This window comes from Mesorhizobium sp. BR1-1-16 (assembly GCF_020165495.1).
Lineage (GTDB): Bacteria > Pseudomonadota > Alphaproteobacteria > Rhizobiales > Kaistiaceae > Kaistia.
In genome coordinates, this window is record NZ_JAIUIE010000001.1 from 214364 (window position 1) to 227708 (window position 13345).

Annotated in this window: 14 protein-coding genes; 5 read left to right on the plus strand and 9 right to left on the minus strand. The window is 64.7% G+C overall.

The genetic code is table 11. The features are described 5' to 3' along the window. Positions 1–45: 45 nt before the first annotated feature. Positions 46–792 carry an invasion associated locus B family protein gene (locus LB518_RS01075; RefSeq protein ID WP_224572065.1) on the plus strand — a complete coding sequence of 249 codons (747 nt, stop codon included), beginning with the start codon at positions 46–48 and terminating at the stop codon, positions 790–792. A gap of 62 nt (positions 793–854) precedes the next feature. After that, a complete protein-coding gene (locus tag LB518_RS24795; protein WP_353619922.1) occupies positions 855–1112 on the plus strand; it encodes a DUF2934 domain-containing protein in 258 nt (85 codons plus the stop codon). 10 nt (positions 1113–1122) lie between these two features. On the opposite strand, the gene LB518_RS01085 is transcribed toward LB518_RS24795, so the two are convergent. From LB518_RS01085 to LB518_RS01100, 4 genes are all read right to left on the minus strand, one after another. Next, positions 1123–1320, minus strand: a complete 198-nt coding sequence (locus LB518_RS01085; protein ID WP_224572066.1) for a hypothetical protein — start codon at positions 1318–1320, stop codon at positions 1123–1125. 168 nt (positions 1321–1488) lie between these two features. Beyond that, complete coding sequence (locus LB518_RS01090) at positions 1489–2283, minus strand: SDR family NAD(P)-dependent oxidoreductase (RefSeq protein WP_224572068.1); 795 nt, start codon at positions 2281–2283, stop codon at positions 1489–1491. Between the two features lie 44 nt (positions 2284–2327). Further along, the gene (locus LB518_RS01095; protein ID WP_224572070.1) at positions 2328–3890 is read right to left on the minus strand and encodes a GMC family oxidoreductase; all 1563 of its coding nucleotides are present in this window, start codon (positions 3888–3890) and stop codon (positions 2328–2330) included. A gap of 78 nt (positions 3891–3968) precedes the next feature. Beyond that, positions 3969–4682: a GntR family transcriptional regulator gene (locus LB518_RS01100; protein ID WP_224572072.1), complete on the minus strand. Its 714-nt coding sequence runs from the start codon at positions 4680–4682 to the stop codon at positions 3969–3971. A gap of 172 nt (positions 4683–4854) precedes the next feature. Between LB518_RS01100 and gbd the strand changes: the two genes are divergently transcribed. The 3 genes from gbd to LB518_RS01115 all read left to right on the plus strand — a co-directional run bounded on the left by gbd (position 4855) and on the right by LB518_RS01115 (position 7454). Next, on the plus strand, positions 4855–5967 hold the full coding sequence (gene gbd / locus LB518_RS01105) for a 4-hydroxybutyrate dehydrogenase (RefSeq protein ID WP_224572074.1): 1113 nt from the start codon (positions 4855–4857) through the stop codon (positions 5965–5967). A 107-nt stretch (positions 5968–6074) separates the two neighbouring features. Then, positions 6075–7106, plus strand: coding sequence for an aldo/keto reductase (locus LB518_RS01110; protein ID WP_224572076.1), 1032 nt, complete (start codon positions 6075–6077; stop codon positions 7104–7106). A gap of 99 nt (positions 7107–7205) precedes the next feature. Further along, entirely contained in the window at positions 7206–7454 is a 249-nt protein-coding gene (locus tag LB518_RS01115) for a BrnA antitoxin family protein (protein WP_224572085.1), read from the plus strand. 76 nt (positions 7455–7530) lie between these two features. Here LB518_RS01115 and LB518_RS01120 read toward each other — a convergent pair whose 3' ends face one another. The 5 genes from LB518_RS01120 to LB518_RS01140 form a co-directional block, all read right to left on the minus strand. Then, positions 7531–7686, minus strand: coding sequence for a hypothetical protein (locus LB518_RS01120; protein ID WP_224572087.1), 156 nt, complete (start codon positions 7684–7686; stop codon positions 7531–7533). Between the two features lie 106 nt (positions 7687–7792). Next, complete coding sequence (ppk2, locus tag LB518_RS01125) at positions 7793–8620, minus strand: polyphosphate kinase 2 (RefSeq protein WP_224574243.1); 828 nt, start codon at positions 8618–8620, stop codon at positions 7793–7795. A gap of 84 nt (positions 8621–8704) precedes the next feature. Beyond that, entirely contained in the window at positions 8705–8947 is a 243-nt protein-coding gene (locus LB518_RS01130; RefSeq protein WP_224572089.1) for a hypothetical protein, read from the minus strand. Positions 8948–8965: 18 nt separating this feature from the next. Next, positions 8966–12118, minus strand: coding sequence for an efflux RND transporter permease subunit (locus LB518_RS01135; RefSeq protein WP_224572091.1), 3153 nt, complete (start codon positions 12116–12118; stop codon positions 8966–8968). Further along, a complete protein-coding gene (locus tag LB518_RS01140; RefSeq protein ID WP_224572092.1) occupies positions 12115–13248 on the minus strand; it encodes an efflux RND transporter periplasmic adaptor subunit in 1134 nt (377 codons plus the stop codon). The genes LB518_RS01135 and LB518_RS01140 overlap by 4 nt, the downstream gene beginning before the upstream one ends. Between the last annotated feature and the right edge of the window lie 97 nt (positions 13249–13345).

Sequence of the window (13345 nt, forward strand, 5' to 3'; positions counted from 1 at the left end):
TTCCCGATGGTCGATCCTGCAGCTTGTCGGGATTGAAGCGGCCATATGAGCGATTCGTTTGAAGACCTGGAACCGCCGGACCCGCAATCGACCCTTTATAGGGTCGTCGAAGGGCTGACCGTGGTTGCCTTCCTGGCCGCGATCGTTCTCTGGCAATCCGACGAAACGCTGCAGGCCGCCCGGCATCTGTTTGCCCCGAGCGAAGATGCGGTGGCCCCGGTGGTCGTCGCCATGCAGCCGAGTTCGTCCGACATCCGCCTCGTCAATCCCTCGGCTCAGGCACCGCGCCGCACCACCGATCTCGATCTGGTGGAAACGGGCTCGGTCGCACGGCCGCAACAAGCCGCCGTCGCATCGGCGGCGGGCAGCGCCGCCACGGCACAGCCTATGCCGCTGGGCGAAGGCTGGTCTGCGGCATGTGATGGCGAAGACGGCCATTTCTGCACGGCGTCGCAGGCGCTGCGCGAGGCTGACGATCCGACGGTGGAAACGTCCTGGACCATCCAGCGTAGTGATCGCGGGCTCTATGGCATCTGGACGACGCCGACCGACGTGCTCGTGTCGCGCGGGATGGTGCTGATCATGGGCGACGGCCAGCCCAAGACGGTGCCTTATTCCGGCTGCGGGGCGCATTCCTGCCAGGTCCGGGCGCGGCTTGCCGGCGATTTCGTCGAATTGCTGAAGCGCTCAAAGCGAGTCTCGACCGAGATCGTGCTGAAAAACGGCAAGACGGTCACCTTCGACTTTTCGCCGGAAGGCCTGGACGCGGCCCTCGACAAGCTCGGCGTCTGAACCTTGAGCCTCCAGAGGCATTGACGCCTCGACGCGGTATGACACCGCAGAAGGAGGCAGTCATGGCATCACGCGACGAACGCATCCGCGAGCGGGCCTATTATCTCTGGCAGCAGGCTGGCGCCCCGGAGGGCAGGACCGAGGAATTCTGGCGGGACGCCGAACAGCACGAGGGCGTCGAGGGAGACGTGCGCACCGATCTTCCAAGCGCCGGCCCGCATGCCCGTCCCGATCTCATCAACAAGGACGCCACCATCGGCTCCGGCATGTTTTCAGATGCCAACGAGAATGACGATGGCAATGCCCAGCCGTCCGGCTGACCGAGCGGCGTCACTCACATAGGAGTGGCAGCGCCGGCGCACGGCCGCGCACATAGCCAAAGCTGATCGTCTCGGCGCGTGCGTCGGCGACGATCAGCAGCGTCTCCAGTGCAGCGCGCCAATCGCCATTATGCATGGCGATGATGTCGTCGATGCGCTCATCCAGTGCCGTCTGCTCGGGGTCGACCGGTTCGGTTCTTGCGCCCATGTTTTCCGTTCCGCGTGAGAAGATGTTCCTATTTTGTTCTCATTTGGCCTGGTGTCAATCGGTTGGCGTGGGTTATCCCCTCCAGGTCCGTCGATCGTTGGGGTAAGAGGCATTCGGGCGGCGCACTCGCCAGCGCGCCGCACCTTCGCTGCAGATGTTCTTTCCGACTCAGCGGAGAGTCAGGCCGCCGTCCACAGTGATGACTTCGCCCGTGGTGAACGAGGCGGCGTCGCTGGCGAGATAGACGACCGAGCCGGCCAGTTCGTCGACCGTGCCGATCCGGTTCATCACCGCGTCCTTGGCCCAGTGATTGGTCGCGACCTCGGGATGCTCGCGCAGAACTTCGATCGTGAGTTCAGTGGTGATGTAGCCCGGAGCGAGCGCATTGACGCGGATATTGTGCTCCGCCCATTCGGTCGCGAGCGCCTTGGTCAGCATATGCACGCCGGCCTTCGAGACATTATAGGCGGCCTGGCGGAACGGCCAGTTGACGATCCGGCCCGACATCGAGCCGATATTGATGATCGAACCGCTCTTCTGGGCGATCATCATCTTGCCGATCTCGCGGCTGACGAGGAACAAGCCGTCGAGATTGACGCCCAAGGTCGTGCGCCAGTCCGCGAGGCTATAGGTCTCGGCATTGCCCGGGATGATGATGCCGGCGTTGTTGACGAGGATGTCGCACCGGCCCCAGCGCGCGGCAACTTCCTGCGCCATGCGCTCGACATCGGCTTCCACCGAGACGTCGGCCTGGATAACGAAGTGATCGCCGCCCCTGCTGTTCAACTCTTCGGCCAGTTCCTGCGCCAGCGCGGTCGACGACCGCACGACGATGGCGATATCGGCCCCCTGCGCGGCCAGCGCTTCGCTGAGCGCGCGGCCAATGCCGCGTGAGCCGCCGGTGACGATGGCCTTGCGGCCGGTGAGATCGAACAGACGCGTGTAATCGCGCGGGGCTGCCATGGTTCAGTTCCTCCCGAATAAACTGAAAATTGTCGCCGGATAAGTCAGGCCGCGTCCTGCCGCCTGGACGGCTCGACCGTAGGATCTTCCCCCATCTGCTTCAACAGATGCTCGCCGGTGCGCAGCGCTTGCGCCACGATCGTCAGCGAAGGGTTGAAGCCTGTGGACGAGGGCAGGAACGAGGCATCGACGACATAGAGATTGTCGATGTCCCAGACCCTGCAATGGGTGTCGAGCACGGAGGTGGCCGGATCGGTGCCGAAACGGGCCGTGCCGCACTGATGCATCGCAACCTTGATGTCCATCTTCTGCGTGAGGATGATCGGATAGCCGAGCGCGCGCATATGGTGGCCCCAGACCTTCACCAGTTCGCCATGCGACTTGAGATTGTTCGCCGTATAGGCAACGCGGATATGGCCGTCCGGATCGACGCTGACGCGGTTCTCCGGGTCGGGCAGGTCTTCCGACATCAGCCACCAGTCGACGCTCCGCTCGGCGAAAAGAGCCATCAGCCATTCGGGCGCCCAGGGCGCCGTAACCGTGAGCATGCCGGCCTGCAGTTTACCGAGCCCCTGAACATTGCCGAGCGGGTAGGGCTTCTCCCTGTTGGCGAGGTAATAGTCGTTGATCGCCATCGACTTCTGGAACTTGACCCTGTTCTTCTTGAACGGCGAGACGGCCATCATGGCGGTGTTGTTGTGCGCCATGTAGTTGCGGCCGAGCTGGTCGGACTGGTTGTTGCCGAGGCCGCGCGGATGCTTGTCATTGGCCGAGCGGAGCAAGAGCGCCGCCGAGTTGATCGCGCCCGCCGCCGAGATGAAGGTCCCGCCCGAAATGGTACGCGTCTCGCCGTCATGATCGATCTCGACCGCCGTCACGCGGCGGCCGCTCGGATCGGTGATCAGCCGCCGCACATAGGCTTCGGTGACCAGCGTGACACCGCCCTTGGCCAGCGCCGGATTGACCAGCCGCACCTCGGCATCGCCTTTCGCGCCAATCTTGCAGGCGAAGCCGTCGCAGGTCATGCAGCGGGCGCAGGCGCCGCCATCGTGATAGTCGACCGCCATCGGCAGCGGGAAGGGATGCAGCCCGCGGGCACGCAGTTTCGCGTCGAACCAGGCGATCTCCGGCTCGTGGCCGATCGGCGGATTGGGCATCGGGCCCGAGCGCGGCGGCTCGATCGGGTCGATCCCGGCCTCGCCATGCGTGCCCATCAGCCGTTCGGCCCGCGCGTAATAGGGCTCGAACGTGTCGTAGGAGACGGGCCAGGCCGGGGCGATGCCGGCCTCGTGCTGCAGCTCCTCGAAGTCCTGCTTGCGGAAGCGCACCGTCGCGGCACCGAAGAATTTCGAATTGCCGCCGACATAGTAATAGGTGCTTGGGCTGAACAATTTGCCGTCGCGGTCGCGCCACTGCTCCTTGGCGGCGTATTTCCGCGTGTGGAAGATGGCGTCGACGCTCCAGTTGTCCGGCTCGCGCGGCAGGCGCGGGCCGCGCTCGATCATCAGGATGTCGCGGCCGGGCGCGGCGAGGCTGTTCGCCAGCGCGCCACCGCCGACGCCTGCGCCGATGATGATGATGTCGTAGCTGTCCTTGAGCGTCGTCATGGTCGTCTCCTCCAATCGCGGCGCAGTCTTCGCTGCATCCGCGCCTGAACGCGTGGGGTTTGTAGATGGCGCCGCCGGTCACGGGCTCTTGCGCCTGAAATAGCGTCCGTCCTCGTACATCGCGCTCATCACAGCGAAGGATGCGTCGAGATGAATCTTCATCGCGAGTTCGGCCTGATCGGCGTTGCGCCGCTCGAGCGCGCGCACGATCGCCGCGTGCTGTTCCGTGACTTCTGCGAGATGCCCGGGCACCGGCGCGCTCAACTGGCGCATCCGGTCGAGATGCGATTTGACGAGATTGATGAATTTCCACATGCGCGGATAGCGGCTGATCGCGGCGATCGTGCCGTGAAAGGCGTCGTCGACCTCGATATAGTCCGTGAGGGCCTCGCGCTGGAGAATGACGCGCATCGACGCGATCAACCCGTCGAGCCGCGCGATATCGGCATCATCGACGAAGGCGACGGCCCGGCGGACAGTCTCGATTTCGAGCGCCCGGCGGATAACGAAGCCTTCCTCCGCTACCTCGTAGGAGATCTTGCTGACATAGGTGCCCGAGTGCGGAAACATGTCGACGAGGTCTTCGTCGACCAGCCGCTTCAACGCCTCGCGGACGGGCGTGCGCGACACGCCATAATGCGCGCAGAGTTCCTTCTCCGAGATGGCGGCGCCCGGAACCATGGCCAGCCGGACGATCGCATGTCGGAGCTTCTCGTATATCTGGTCGGCCTTCTGAGGCGGCCGATCGCTGGCAGCACGCAGACCTCTTGGTGCGAAACCCGCGATTTCCATTGTCCTCGCCCGGCAAGCCCTGTCGGCGACCCCGCCGCAAATCTGGACCGGATCGAATAACTCATATATCGGTTGCCCTCGCAAGCGGCATTCGTCAGGATGACGTCCGGCGAGGGGACGCCTCCGCTTGCCTGCCGCCCTGAAGTCCCCCAGCATCTGGAATCCCGCCGCGATGGCCCTCATCACCTATCTGACCCGCATCGAATTCGACGAAGGCGCTGTGGCGAAGCTGCCCGCCATCCTCGATGGGCTCAAGGTCGCCCGTCCGCTGATCGTGACGGATCGCGGCCTCGTCGCCACTGGCATGGTCGAGCGGGTGGCGGGGCTGTTTTCGGCGCGCCCGGCCATCTTCAGCGAAACGCCGGCCAATCCCACCGAGGAAGCCGTGCTCAAGGCTTTCGCGTTGTTCAAGGAAGCCGGCTGCGACGGCATTGTCGGCCTCGGCGGCGGCTCGTCGATCGATCTCGCCAAGGCTGTGCGCCTCTTGTCAGGCCATCCCGGTCCGCTGGCGCAATATACCGCGGTCGAAGGCGGCGCGGCCCGGATTCATGGCAATATCGTGCCGATGGTCGCAGTGCCGACCACCTCAGGCACCGGCTCGGAAGTTGGCCGCGCGGCCGTGATCATCACCGCCGAGGGACGCAAGCTCGGCATCATCAGCCCGCATATGCTGCCGAGCGTCGCGCTCTGCGATCCGGAGCTGACCTACGGTCTGCCGCCCTATCTGACCGCCGCGACCGGCATGGATGCGCTGTCGCATTGCCTCGAGACCTTCATGGCGCCGGCCGTCAACCCGCCGGCCGACGCGATCGCCATCGACGGCCTGAAGCGCGGCTTCAAGGCGATCCGCACCGCCGTCAAGGATGGCGCCCACCGCAAGGCGCGCTGGGAGATGATGATGTGCGCGCTCGAAGGCGCGATGGCGTTCCAGAAGGGCCTCGGCGCCGTGCATGCGCTGACCCATCCGCTCGGCGCGGTGCGCGAACTGAACCTTCATCACGGCACGCTGAACGCCGTGCTGACGCCGGCCGTGCTTCGCTTCAACCGGCCGGTGATCGGAGACAAGTGGGATGTGATCGCCGAGATCGTCGGCGGCCCGCCGGATGAAGTCTGTGCAGCACTCTCGGCCGATATCGGACTGCCGTCGGGCCTCGATGCGATGGGCGTCACCGAAGCGATGATGGAGCATGTCTCCGGCGAGGCGCTGAAGGATCACTGCCACGCCACCAATCCGCGCCTCGCGACGCGCGCGGAGTATCTCGATATTCTCCACGCTTCCCGATGAAGCGACGTGTAGCACTGCGAAGCGCGGTTACTCGATCGTTCCGGCTGCCTCCATGCTATTGAAGGCGGCATAGCCCTCTATTCGATCATCCAACGGGAGGAAACGCCATGAAGGCGTCCGACAAGAAGCGCCTGAAGCGCGCGGGTATCGACCTGACCCTGCTCGGCCTTGGCACCGCACCGCTCGGCGGGCTCTACGCGCCCGTGCCGACCGCTGACGCCCGCGAAACCTTCGCGGCGGCTTGGGAGCGGGGCATCCGCTATTACGACACCGCGCCCATGTATGGGCTTGGCCGCTCCGAGCATCTCGCCGGCGAATTCTTGCGCGAGCAGGACCCCGAAGCCTTCCGCATCAGCACCAAGGTCGGCCGCCTGATGAGCTTCGACCGCCCCGGCCGCACGCTGCCGCCGGAACCGCCGAAGAACGAGTTCGATTCCGGCTGGAACAACGGCCTGCCGTTCCGCGAAGTGTTTGACTACAGCTATGATGCGATCCTGCGCTCTTATGACGACAGCCGCCAGCGCACCGGCCTCGGCCGACTCGATATCCTGTTCGTTCATGATATCGGCCGCGTCACCCATGGCGACCTGCACGAGCAGCATTGGAATGCCCTGACCAAGGGCGGCGGCTTCCGTGCGTTGACGGAGTTGAAGGCTGCCGGGCTGATCGCCGGCTTCGGCCTCGGCGTCAACGAGTGGCAGGTGACGCGCGATGCCATGCAGGAGACCGATCTCGACGTCTCGATGCTCGCCGGGCGTTTCTCGCTGCTCGATGACAGCGCGGTAGAGACCTTCCTGCCGCTTGCGCTGAAGCATGACGTTGACCTCGTCATCGCGGGCGTCTTCAATTCCGGCATTCTCGCGTCCACTTCCGGCCGCAAGAAGTTCAACTATGCCGACGCGCCGGCCGAAGTGATCGCCAAGGCCGAAAAGCTCGCCGCCGTCTGCCAGAGCTTCGACGTTCCGCTGCCCGCCGCCGCGATCCAGTATCCGTTCCGCCACAAGGCGACGACCGTCGTAGCGGTGGGGGCCAAGACGGCGAAGCAGATCAACACCAATGTCGACTGGTTCGAGCAATCGATCCCCGAGGAATTGTGGACGACGCTGGAGAAGGACGGGCTGATCCCGTCATTCAGCTGACCAGAAAGCGGCCCGGCCGGATCGATCGGCCGGGCCATCTCCATGCTGCTGGACGCGCCATCGGTAGCTGCGATCCGCAAGAGCTCGAGGAAGTGCCCGATGCCGTCTGATAGACCCCGCCGCCCGAAGGATCCGTTCGCGGCCGCCGAGGCGATGTTCGCCAAGAAGCGGGAGCCGGACATCAAGACGACTGTGCTGCCGAATGTCCGCGAACCCTTGTCGCTCAGGATCGATCGCGACGTGATCGAGCATTTCCAGAGTGACGGCCCCGGCTGGCAGGACCGCATGAACGCCGCCTTGCGCGCCGCCGCCATCGCAGGCGGCATGAAGACCGACGACGGAGAATAAGGCTAGCATTCGGTCGCGCCGCCGGGACGCGACCGCAGCAGCACTCAAGCTGGAATATAGGACGACGAGACGCGGCTCAGCAGGCGTCGATATCGCGCTTGAAGCCGGGGCCGCAGGCATTCGGCTGGTTGTTCATCGTCTGATAGACGCGCGAATTCGGGTTCGCCGTCGTGCAGGCCGCAAGCCCGGCCATCCCGGTGGCGAGCGCAAGTGAAAGAACAAGCATGCGCATGATGAACTCCTGATTGTGCCAATCTGACGGTCGCCACAGCGGCCAGCGGAGAGTCAATGATCAAGATGCGAAGTTGTTCAATTGGAGAGGGCGCAGTCAGCTTTGACTAGAACAACTCCGGGATCCTGTGCAGCGGCTGATCTGGCTCGACATAGTCGCCGGCCTTCTGGCGCTTCGGCAGCTTGACCTTGTCGACCTTGATCCGTTCATAGGGGACCTTCGACAAGAGGTGGCTGATGATGTTGAGGCGGGCGCGCTTCTTGTCGTCTGATTGCGCCACGAACCAAGGCGCCCAGCCGGTGTCGCTCGCCTCGAACATCGCATCGCGGGCCCGCGAATAGTCGTACCAGCGCTCGTAGGACAGCACGTCCATCGGCGACAGCTTCCAGACTTTCTTCGGATCGTCGATGCGCGCTTCGATGCGGCGCGTCTGTTCCTCGGGGCTGACCTCGAGCCAGTATTTCAGCAGGATGATGCCGGATTCGACCATGGCGCGCTCGACTCCGCCGACGCTGGCCAGGAACTTCGTCGCCTGTTCCTCTGTGCAGAAGCCCATCACGCGCTCGACGCCGGCGCGATTGTACCAACTGCGGTCGAAAACGACGACCTCGCCGGCCGCCGGCAGATGCGGCAGGTAGCGCTGCACATAAAGCTGCGACTTCTCGCGCTCCGTCGGCGGTGGCAGCGCGATGACGCGGAACACGCGCGGATTGACCCGCTCCATGATCGCTTTGATGACGCCACCCTTGCCGGCCGCGTCGCGCCCTTCGAAGAGGACGCAAATCTTGGCGCCGGACTGCTTCACCCATTGCTGCAGCCGCACCAGTTCGATCTGCAGCTTCTCAAGTTCGTCCTCGTAGGTCTTGCGTCCAAGCTTGGCCTTGACGCCAACAAGGCGCGTTCCCGCTGTCAGCGTCTTGAGGTCGACGCGCATCTCGTTCTTGCCATGGTCGCTCCTGCTCTTGTCGTCCTTGTTCTTTTCGCCCATCGCGCGTCTCCCATGGATTCAGCGGCTGCGCTACGCAGCCTGCGGACAGTCGTCGGCCATAATCGAGTAGGCCGCGTCGAACAGTTTCATCGTGATATCGCCATCCATCCGGTCGGGATCGGTAACGGCGTAGTAGATGGCGCGGCGGAGGATCGCGATCGGCTCGTCGGGATAGGCCCGCCGGATCGCCGCCGCGAGCTCATGCGCGTCACCGGCGCGGCGGGCCATGGCGTCGATCGCCAGTGCCAGTTCTTCGACATGGGGATCAATCATCATTCCCTCCTGTCCTGCTCATGCCGCCGCTCCGGCCGATCGTGCTTGCGCGGCCGATGGCGGCGGGGGTGCCTCGACGGCCTTCTTGTCCCGCTTCAGGCCATAGAAGGTGGAGTAGAGCACCGGAACCAGGACCATGGTCAGCAGCGTGCCATAGGTGAGGCCCGCCATGATCACGACGGCAAGGCCGATCCAGAAGACGTCCGAAAGCAGTGGGATGACTCCGAGGACGGTGGTGCCGGCGGCCAGCAGCACCGGGCGAAGCCGCGAAACCGCAGCCTCCACCGTCGCGTCATAGCGATCGAGGCCGCGGTCGATGCCGGCATTGATCTCGTCCAGCAGAACGAGCCCGTTCTTGATCATCATGCCGGCGAGGCTCATAGCCGCGAGCAGGGCTACGAAGCCGAAGGGCACGCCGGTGACGAGGAGCCCGAAGATGACGCCGGCCAGCGCAAACGGGATGGTAAGTGCGATCACCAGCGGCGGGCGCAGCGCATTGAACAGCGCCACCATGATGAAGATGGTGATGCCGAGCGCCGGAATCGCACCTGGAAGCAGCGAGGCCTGGCTCTTCGCGCTGTTCTCCTGCTCACCGCCCCATTCCATGCTGTAGCCGGGCGGCAGCGGCAGCGCCTCGATCTTCGCCCTTACGTCCTGGTAAAGCGTCGGGAAAGTCTTGCCCGGCGCTGCATTGGCCTGGACCGTCAGCGTGCGCCGGCGGTCGTACCGGGCGATAACCGCCTCCTGCGGCGCGATGCCGACGCCATCGACGATCTGGGCGAGCGGCACGCTGCGCGTGTTGGCGATGCCGCGAACGCCGAGCACGTCGATGTCGCCCGGCCGGTCGCGTTCGCTTGCGACATTCCGCATGACGATCGGGATGAGCTCGTCGCCGTCGCGGAAGGTTCCGATCGGCAGGCCGTCATAGGTGCGCCGGGTCGTCCGCGCGAGATCCTCGCGACTGACACCGGCCCAGGCGGCACGGACGGGATTGTAATCGGGCCTGACCTCCAGCACCGCTTGGCGCCAGTCGGTCTGCATCAGCCCTGCATCGGGACTGGCACGCAGAATGGCGAGCACGTCGTCGCCGAGCCCGCGTAGCACCGAAGGATCAGCCGTGCCGGGGCCACTGATCCTGAGTTCGAATTTCCAGGTGTCGCCGGGGCCGACGCCGAATTTGCGCAGCGGTGTCAGGGCCGTCGGAAAATTCTCGGTCAGCCAGGGCTGCAACTCGGCGATCAGGCCGTCGATATCGGCGAGGTCACGGACATTGACCACGAGCTGGCCATAGGCCGAGTTCTGGGCCTCCGGCTCGACCGGCAGATAGAAGCGTGGCGGGCCGGCGCCAACGAAGGTGGCGACTTCGGCGACGCGCGGATCGGCGCGCAGATGTTGGTCGATCGCGGCGAGATCGGCCGAGACCCGCTCGATGCGCGTGCCTTCCGGCATCCAGTAATCGACCATGAACTTCGTCATCGCCGCGTCCGGAAAGAACAGCTTGGTCACGCCGCCGAACGAGCCGAGCGCGGCAATGAGAACCGCGACGGCGATCGCGATGGTGGCAAAGCGAAAACGGATGGCCGTGTGCAGCAGCCTGCGAAAGCCATTGAAGAATGGCCCGCCAAAAGCCTCCGCGCTTGGACTGCCGGCTGGCTTCAGCATGGCGATGCATTGCAGCGGCGTGACTGTGACGGATAGCACCCAGGAGACGAGCAGCGAGATCGCGACGACCGAGAACAGGCTGGCGCAATATTCGCCGGCGCTCTCCTGCGAGGCGAAGATCGGATAGAAGGCCATGACCGCGATGACGGTCGCGCCGAGGAGGGCCATGGCCGGCTGGCTGGCGGCCTCGATCGCGGCGGCGCGGCGGTCCATGCCCTGATTGATGCGCACGGCATAGCCGTCGGCGATGACGATGGCATTGTCGACCATCATGCCAAGCGCAATGACCAGCGCACCGAGTGACATCCGCTGCAGGTCGATGCCGAAAATTGCCATCAGCAGGAATGTCGCCATGACCGTCAGCATCAGCGCGGTGCCGATCACCACGCCCATGCGCCAGCCGGACGGCACGGTGAGCACGACGAGCACGATCAGGATCGATTCGATCAGGCTGATGAAGAAGCCGCGCACCGACTGGTCGATGGTGTCGGATTGCCAGTTGACCTTCTCGACGCCGATCCCGATCGGCAGATCGAGCATCAGTTCGGCGAGCCTATTGTCGACGGCCTTGCCGACCGTCACGACATTCTCGCCCGGCCGGTTGGTAATGGCGATGCCAATCGCCGGCCGGCCGTTGAAGCGCATGATCTGGCTCGGCGGATCGACATAACCCTCTCGCACGGTGCCGACATCGCGCAGGCGGATGACCTCATTGTTGCCGCCCTGCGATTGCCGGTTGGCATTCTGGAGGAGATCGAGCGCCGTCGGCTGCAAGGCGAGGTCGCTGATTTCCTCGGCGAGGTTGAACGTTCCCGTCGGGACGATGCGCAGCTTGCTGTCGTTCACATACATCTGGCCGCCATCGACCACGGCATTCTGCGTCGCGAGGGCAGTGGCGATGGTCGCCTCGGAGATCCCGAGCTGGGCGAGCTGGCTCTGGCGGACATCGACATAGATCTGGCGATCCTGCACGCCCCAGAGATCAACGCGGGCGACGCCGGGCACGAGGCTCAGCTCGCGTTTGAGTTCGTCGGCATAGGTCTTGAGCTCGCTCGGCGAATAGCCGTCGCTGGTGACGGCGAGCAGCAGTCCGAACACATCTCCGAAATCGTCGATCACTCGCGGCTTGCCGGCGCCGGGCGGAAGCTCGCGCGCGGCCTCGTCCACGCGGGCGCGCACCTTGTCCCAGATGCCGGGCAGTTCCTCGGAGCTGTAGGAGGCCTTGATGTTCACCTTGATGCGCGAATGACCGGCGCGGGAAAAGCTCTCCAGCGAATCGAGCTCCTTCAGCCTCTGCAGAGCGAGCTCGATCTTGTCAGTCACCTCCAGCTCGACTTCCTCGGGGCTCGCGCCCGGATAACTGGTCGTGACGACGGCGGTCTTGATGGTGAATTCGGGGTCTTCGAGCTGGCCGAGCGTGAAGAAGGCGGCGAGCCCGCCCATCAGGATCAGCGTGGCCGCAAACCAAGTGACGGTCGGGCGATCGACGGCGAATTCGACGATCTTCATGATTTCGTCCCCGCCGCAGGCTGCGAGGGCGCGATCGCCGTGTCGGGAAGGCGGACGAACTCGCCTTCGGTGAGGCTGTTGGCTCCGGCGGTCACGACCCATTCGCCGGCCTTGAGCCCATCGGTGACCTGGAGACCGCCCTGTACGACGCGACCCACGGTGACAGGGCGGAGCGAAACCTTGCCCGTCGCCTTGTCGACGATCCAGACGGCGAGCGGCGCCTTGCCCGGATCGAGGGGGCGGAGCGCCGCCGGCGGCACGACGAGCTGCTTCGCGGCCTCGCCTTCATCGACGCTCGCGACGCGGAAATTGCCGGCCATGCCAGGCAGGATCACGACATTGGCGTCGGGGGATTGGTCGATTGCGATGGTGACGGGGTAGGTCCGCGTCAGCTGCGACGCCTCGGTGCCGATCTCGACCACCTTTCCCTTCAGAACCACATCCGGAAAGGCGTCGAAGCGAGCTTCCATGTCGCCAACGAGCGGCACCAGCGAGATCAGCGTTTCGGGAACGTCGATGACGGCCTCGATCTCGCGCAGATTCAGAAGGCGCACGATCTGCTGCTGCGCCCGCACCTCCTCGAACACCTCGGGATAGATGGCGACGACCCGCCCGGCGAACGGCGCCGTCAGCACGGTCCGGTCGAGATCGATCTGGGCGCGCTGCAATGCCGAGCGCACGGACTCGACCCGCGCCGCGGCGCCTTGCCGGGCGCTGAGCGCATCATCGCCCCGCGCCTTCGGATAGGTTCCGCTCTCCACCAGCGGCAGGATACGGTCATACTGGTCGCTCTTCAGCTGCAGATCGGCATTGGCCTGGTCGAGATCAGACCGAAGTCGTTCCATCTCCGCGCGATACGAGCTGTCGTCGAGGGTTGCCACCGTCGCGCTCTGCTCGACCTTCTGGCCGACTTTCACCGGCAGCGAGAAGATCTGCCCGGAGACGCGAAACGAGAGCATCGCCTCCTGCGCCGCCTTGGCGAGGCCAGGGAATTGCCGTTGGCCGAGCTCGGTCGCGGCGCCGACCTGGATCGCGGAAACAGGACGCGGCGGAGCGATCTTCGCCTCTTCCTTGTCCGAACATGCCGCGAGCAGCACGAGCAGCGGCAGCGCGAGAATGATCGTCTTCATGTTTGCGCCTCATCGCGACCACCCGAGCGATTGTTCTCGCGTGCACAAGGAGATGTACCCGTCAAAATTGATATGCGCGCCATATCAATAATAGTAT

Bases quoted from the DNA above. Each gene is read 5' to 3' on its own strand.
- LB518_RS01075 (WP_224572065.1), top strand. From the start codon at position 46: ATGAGCGATTCGTTTGAAGACCTGGAACCGCCGGACCCGCAATCGACC.
- LB518_RS24795 (WP_353619922.1), top strand. From the start codon at position 855: ATGGCATCACGCGACGAACGCATCCGCGAGCGGGCCTATTATCTCTGG.
- LB518_RS01085 (WP_224572066.1), bottom strand. From the start codon at position 1,320: ATGGGCGCAAGAACCGAACCGGTCGACCCCGAGCAGACGGCACTGGAT.
- LB518_RS01090 (WP_224572068.1), bottom strand. From the start codon at position 2,283: ATGGCAGCCCCGCGCGATTACACGCGTCTGTTCGATCTCACCGGCCGC.
- LB518_RS01095 (WP_224572070.1), bottom strand. From the start codon at position 3,890: ATGACGACGCTCAAGGACAGCTACGACATCATCATCATCGGCGCAGGC.
- LB518_RS01100 (WP_224572072.1), bottom strand. From the start codon at position 4,682: ATGGAAATCGCGGGTTTCGCACCAAGAGGTCTGCGTGCTGCCAGCGAT.
- gbd (WP_224572074.1), top strand. From the start codon at position 4,855: ATGGCCCTCATCACCTATCTGACCCGCATCGAATTCGACGAAGGCGCT.
- LB518_RS01110 (WP_224572076.1), top strand. From the start codon at position 6,075: ATGAAGGCGTCCGACAAGAAGCGCCTGAAGCGCGCGGGTATCGACCTG.
- LB518_RS01115 (WP_224572085.1), top strand. From the start codon at position 7,206: ATGCCGTCTGATAGACCCCGCCGCCCGAAGGATCCGTTCGCGGCCGCC.
- LB518_RS01120 (WP_224572087.1), bottom strand. From the start codon at position 7,686: ATGCGCATGCTTGTTCTTTCACTTGCGCTCGCCACCGGGATGGCCGGG.
- ppk2 (WP_224574243.1), bottom strand. From the start codon at position 8,620: ATGCGCGTCGACCTCAAGACGCTGACAGCGGGAACGCGCCTTGTTGGC.
- LB518_RS01130 (WP_224572089.1), bottom strand. From the start codon at position 8,947: ATGATTGATCCCCATGTCGAAGAACTGGCACTGGCGATCGACGCCATG.
- LB518_RS01135 (WP_224572091.1), bottom strand. From the start codon at position 12,118: ATGAAGATCGTCGAATTCGCCGTCGATCGCCCGACCGTCACTTGGTTT.
- LB518_RS01140 (WP_224572092.1), bottom strand. From the start codon at position 13,248: ATGAAGACGATCATTCTCGCGCTGCCGCTGCTCGTGCTGCTCGCGGCA.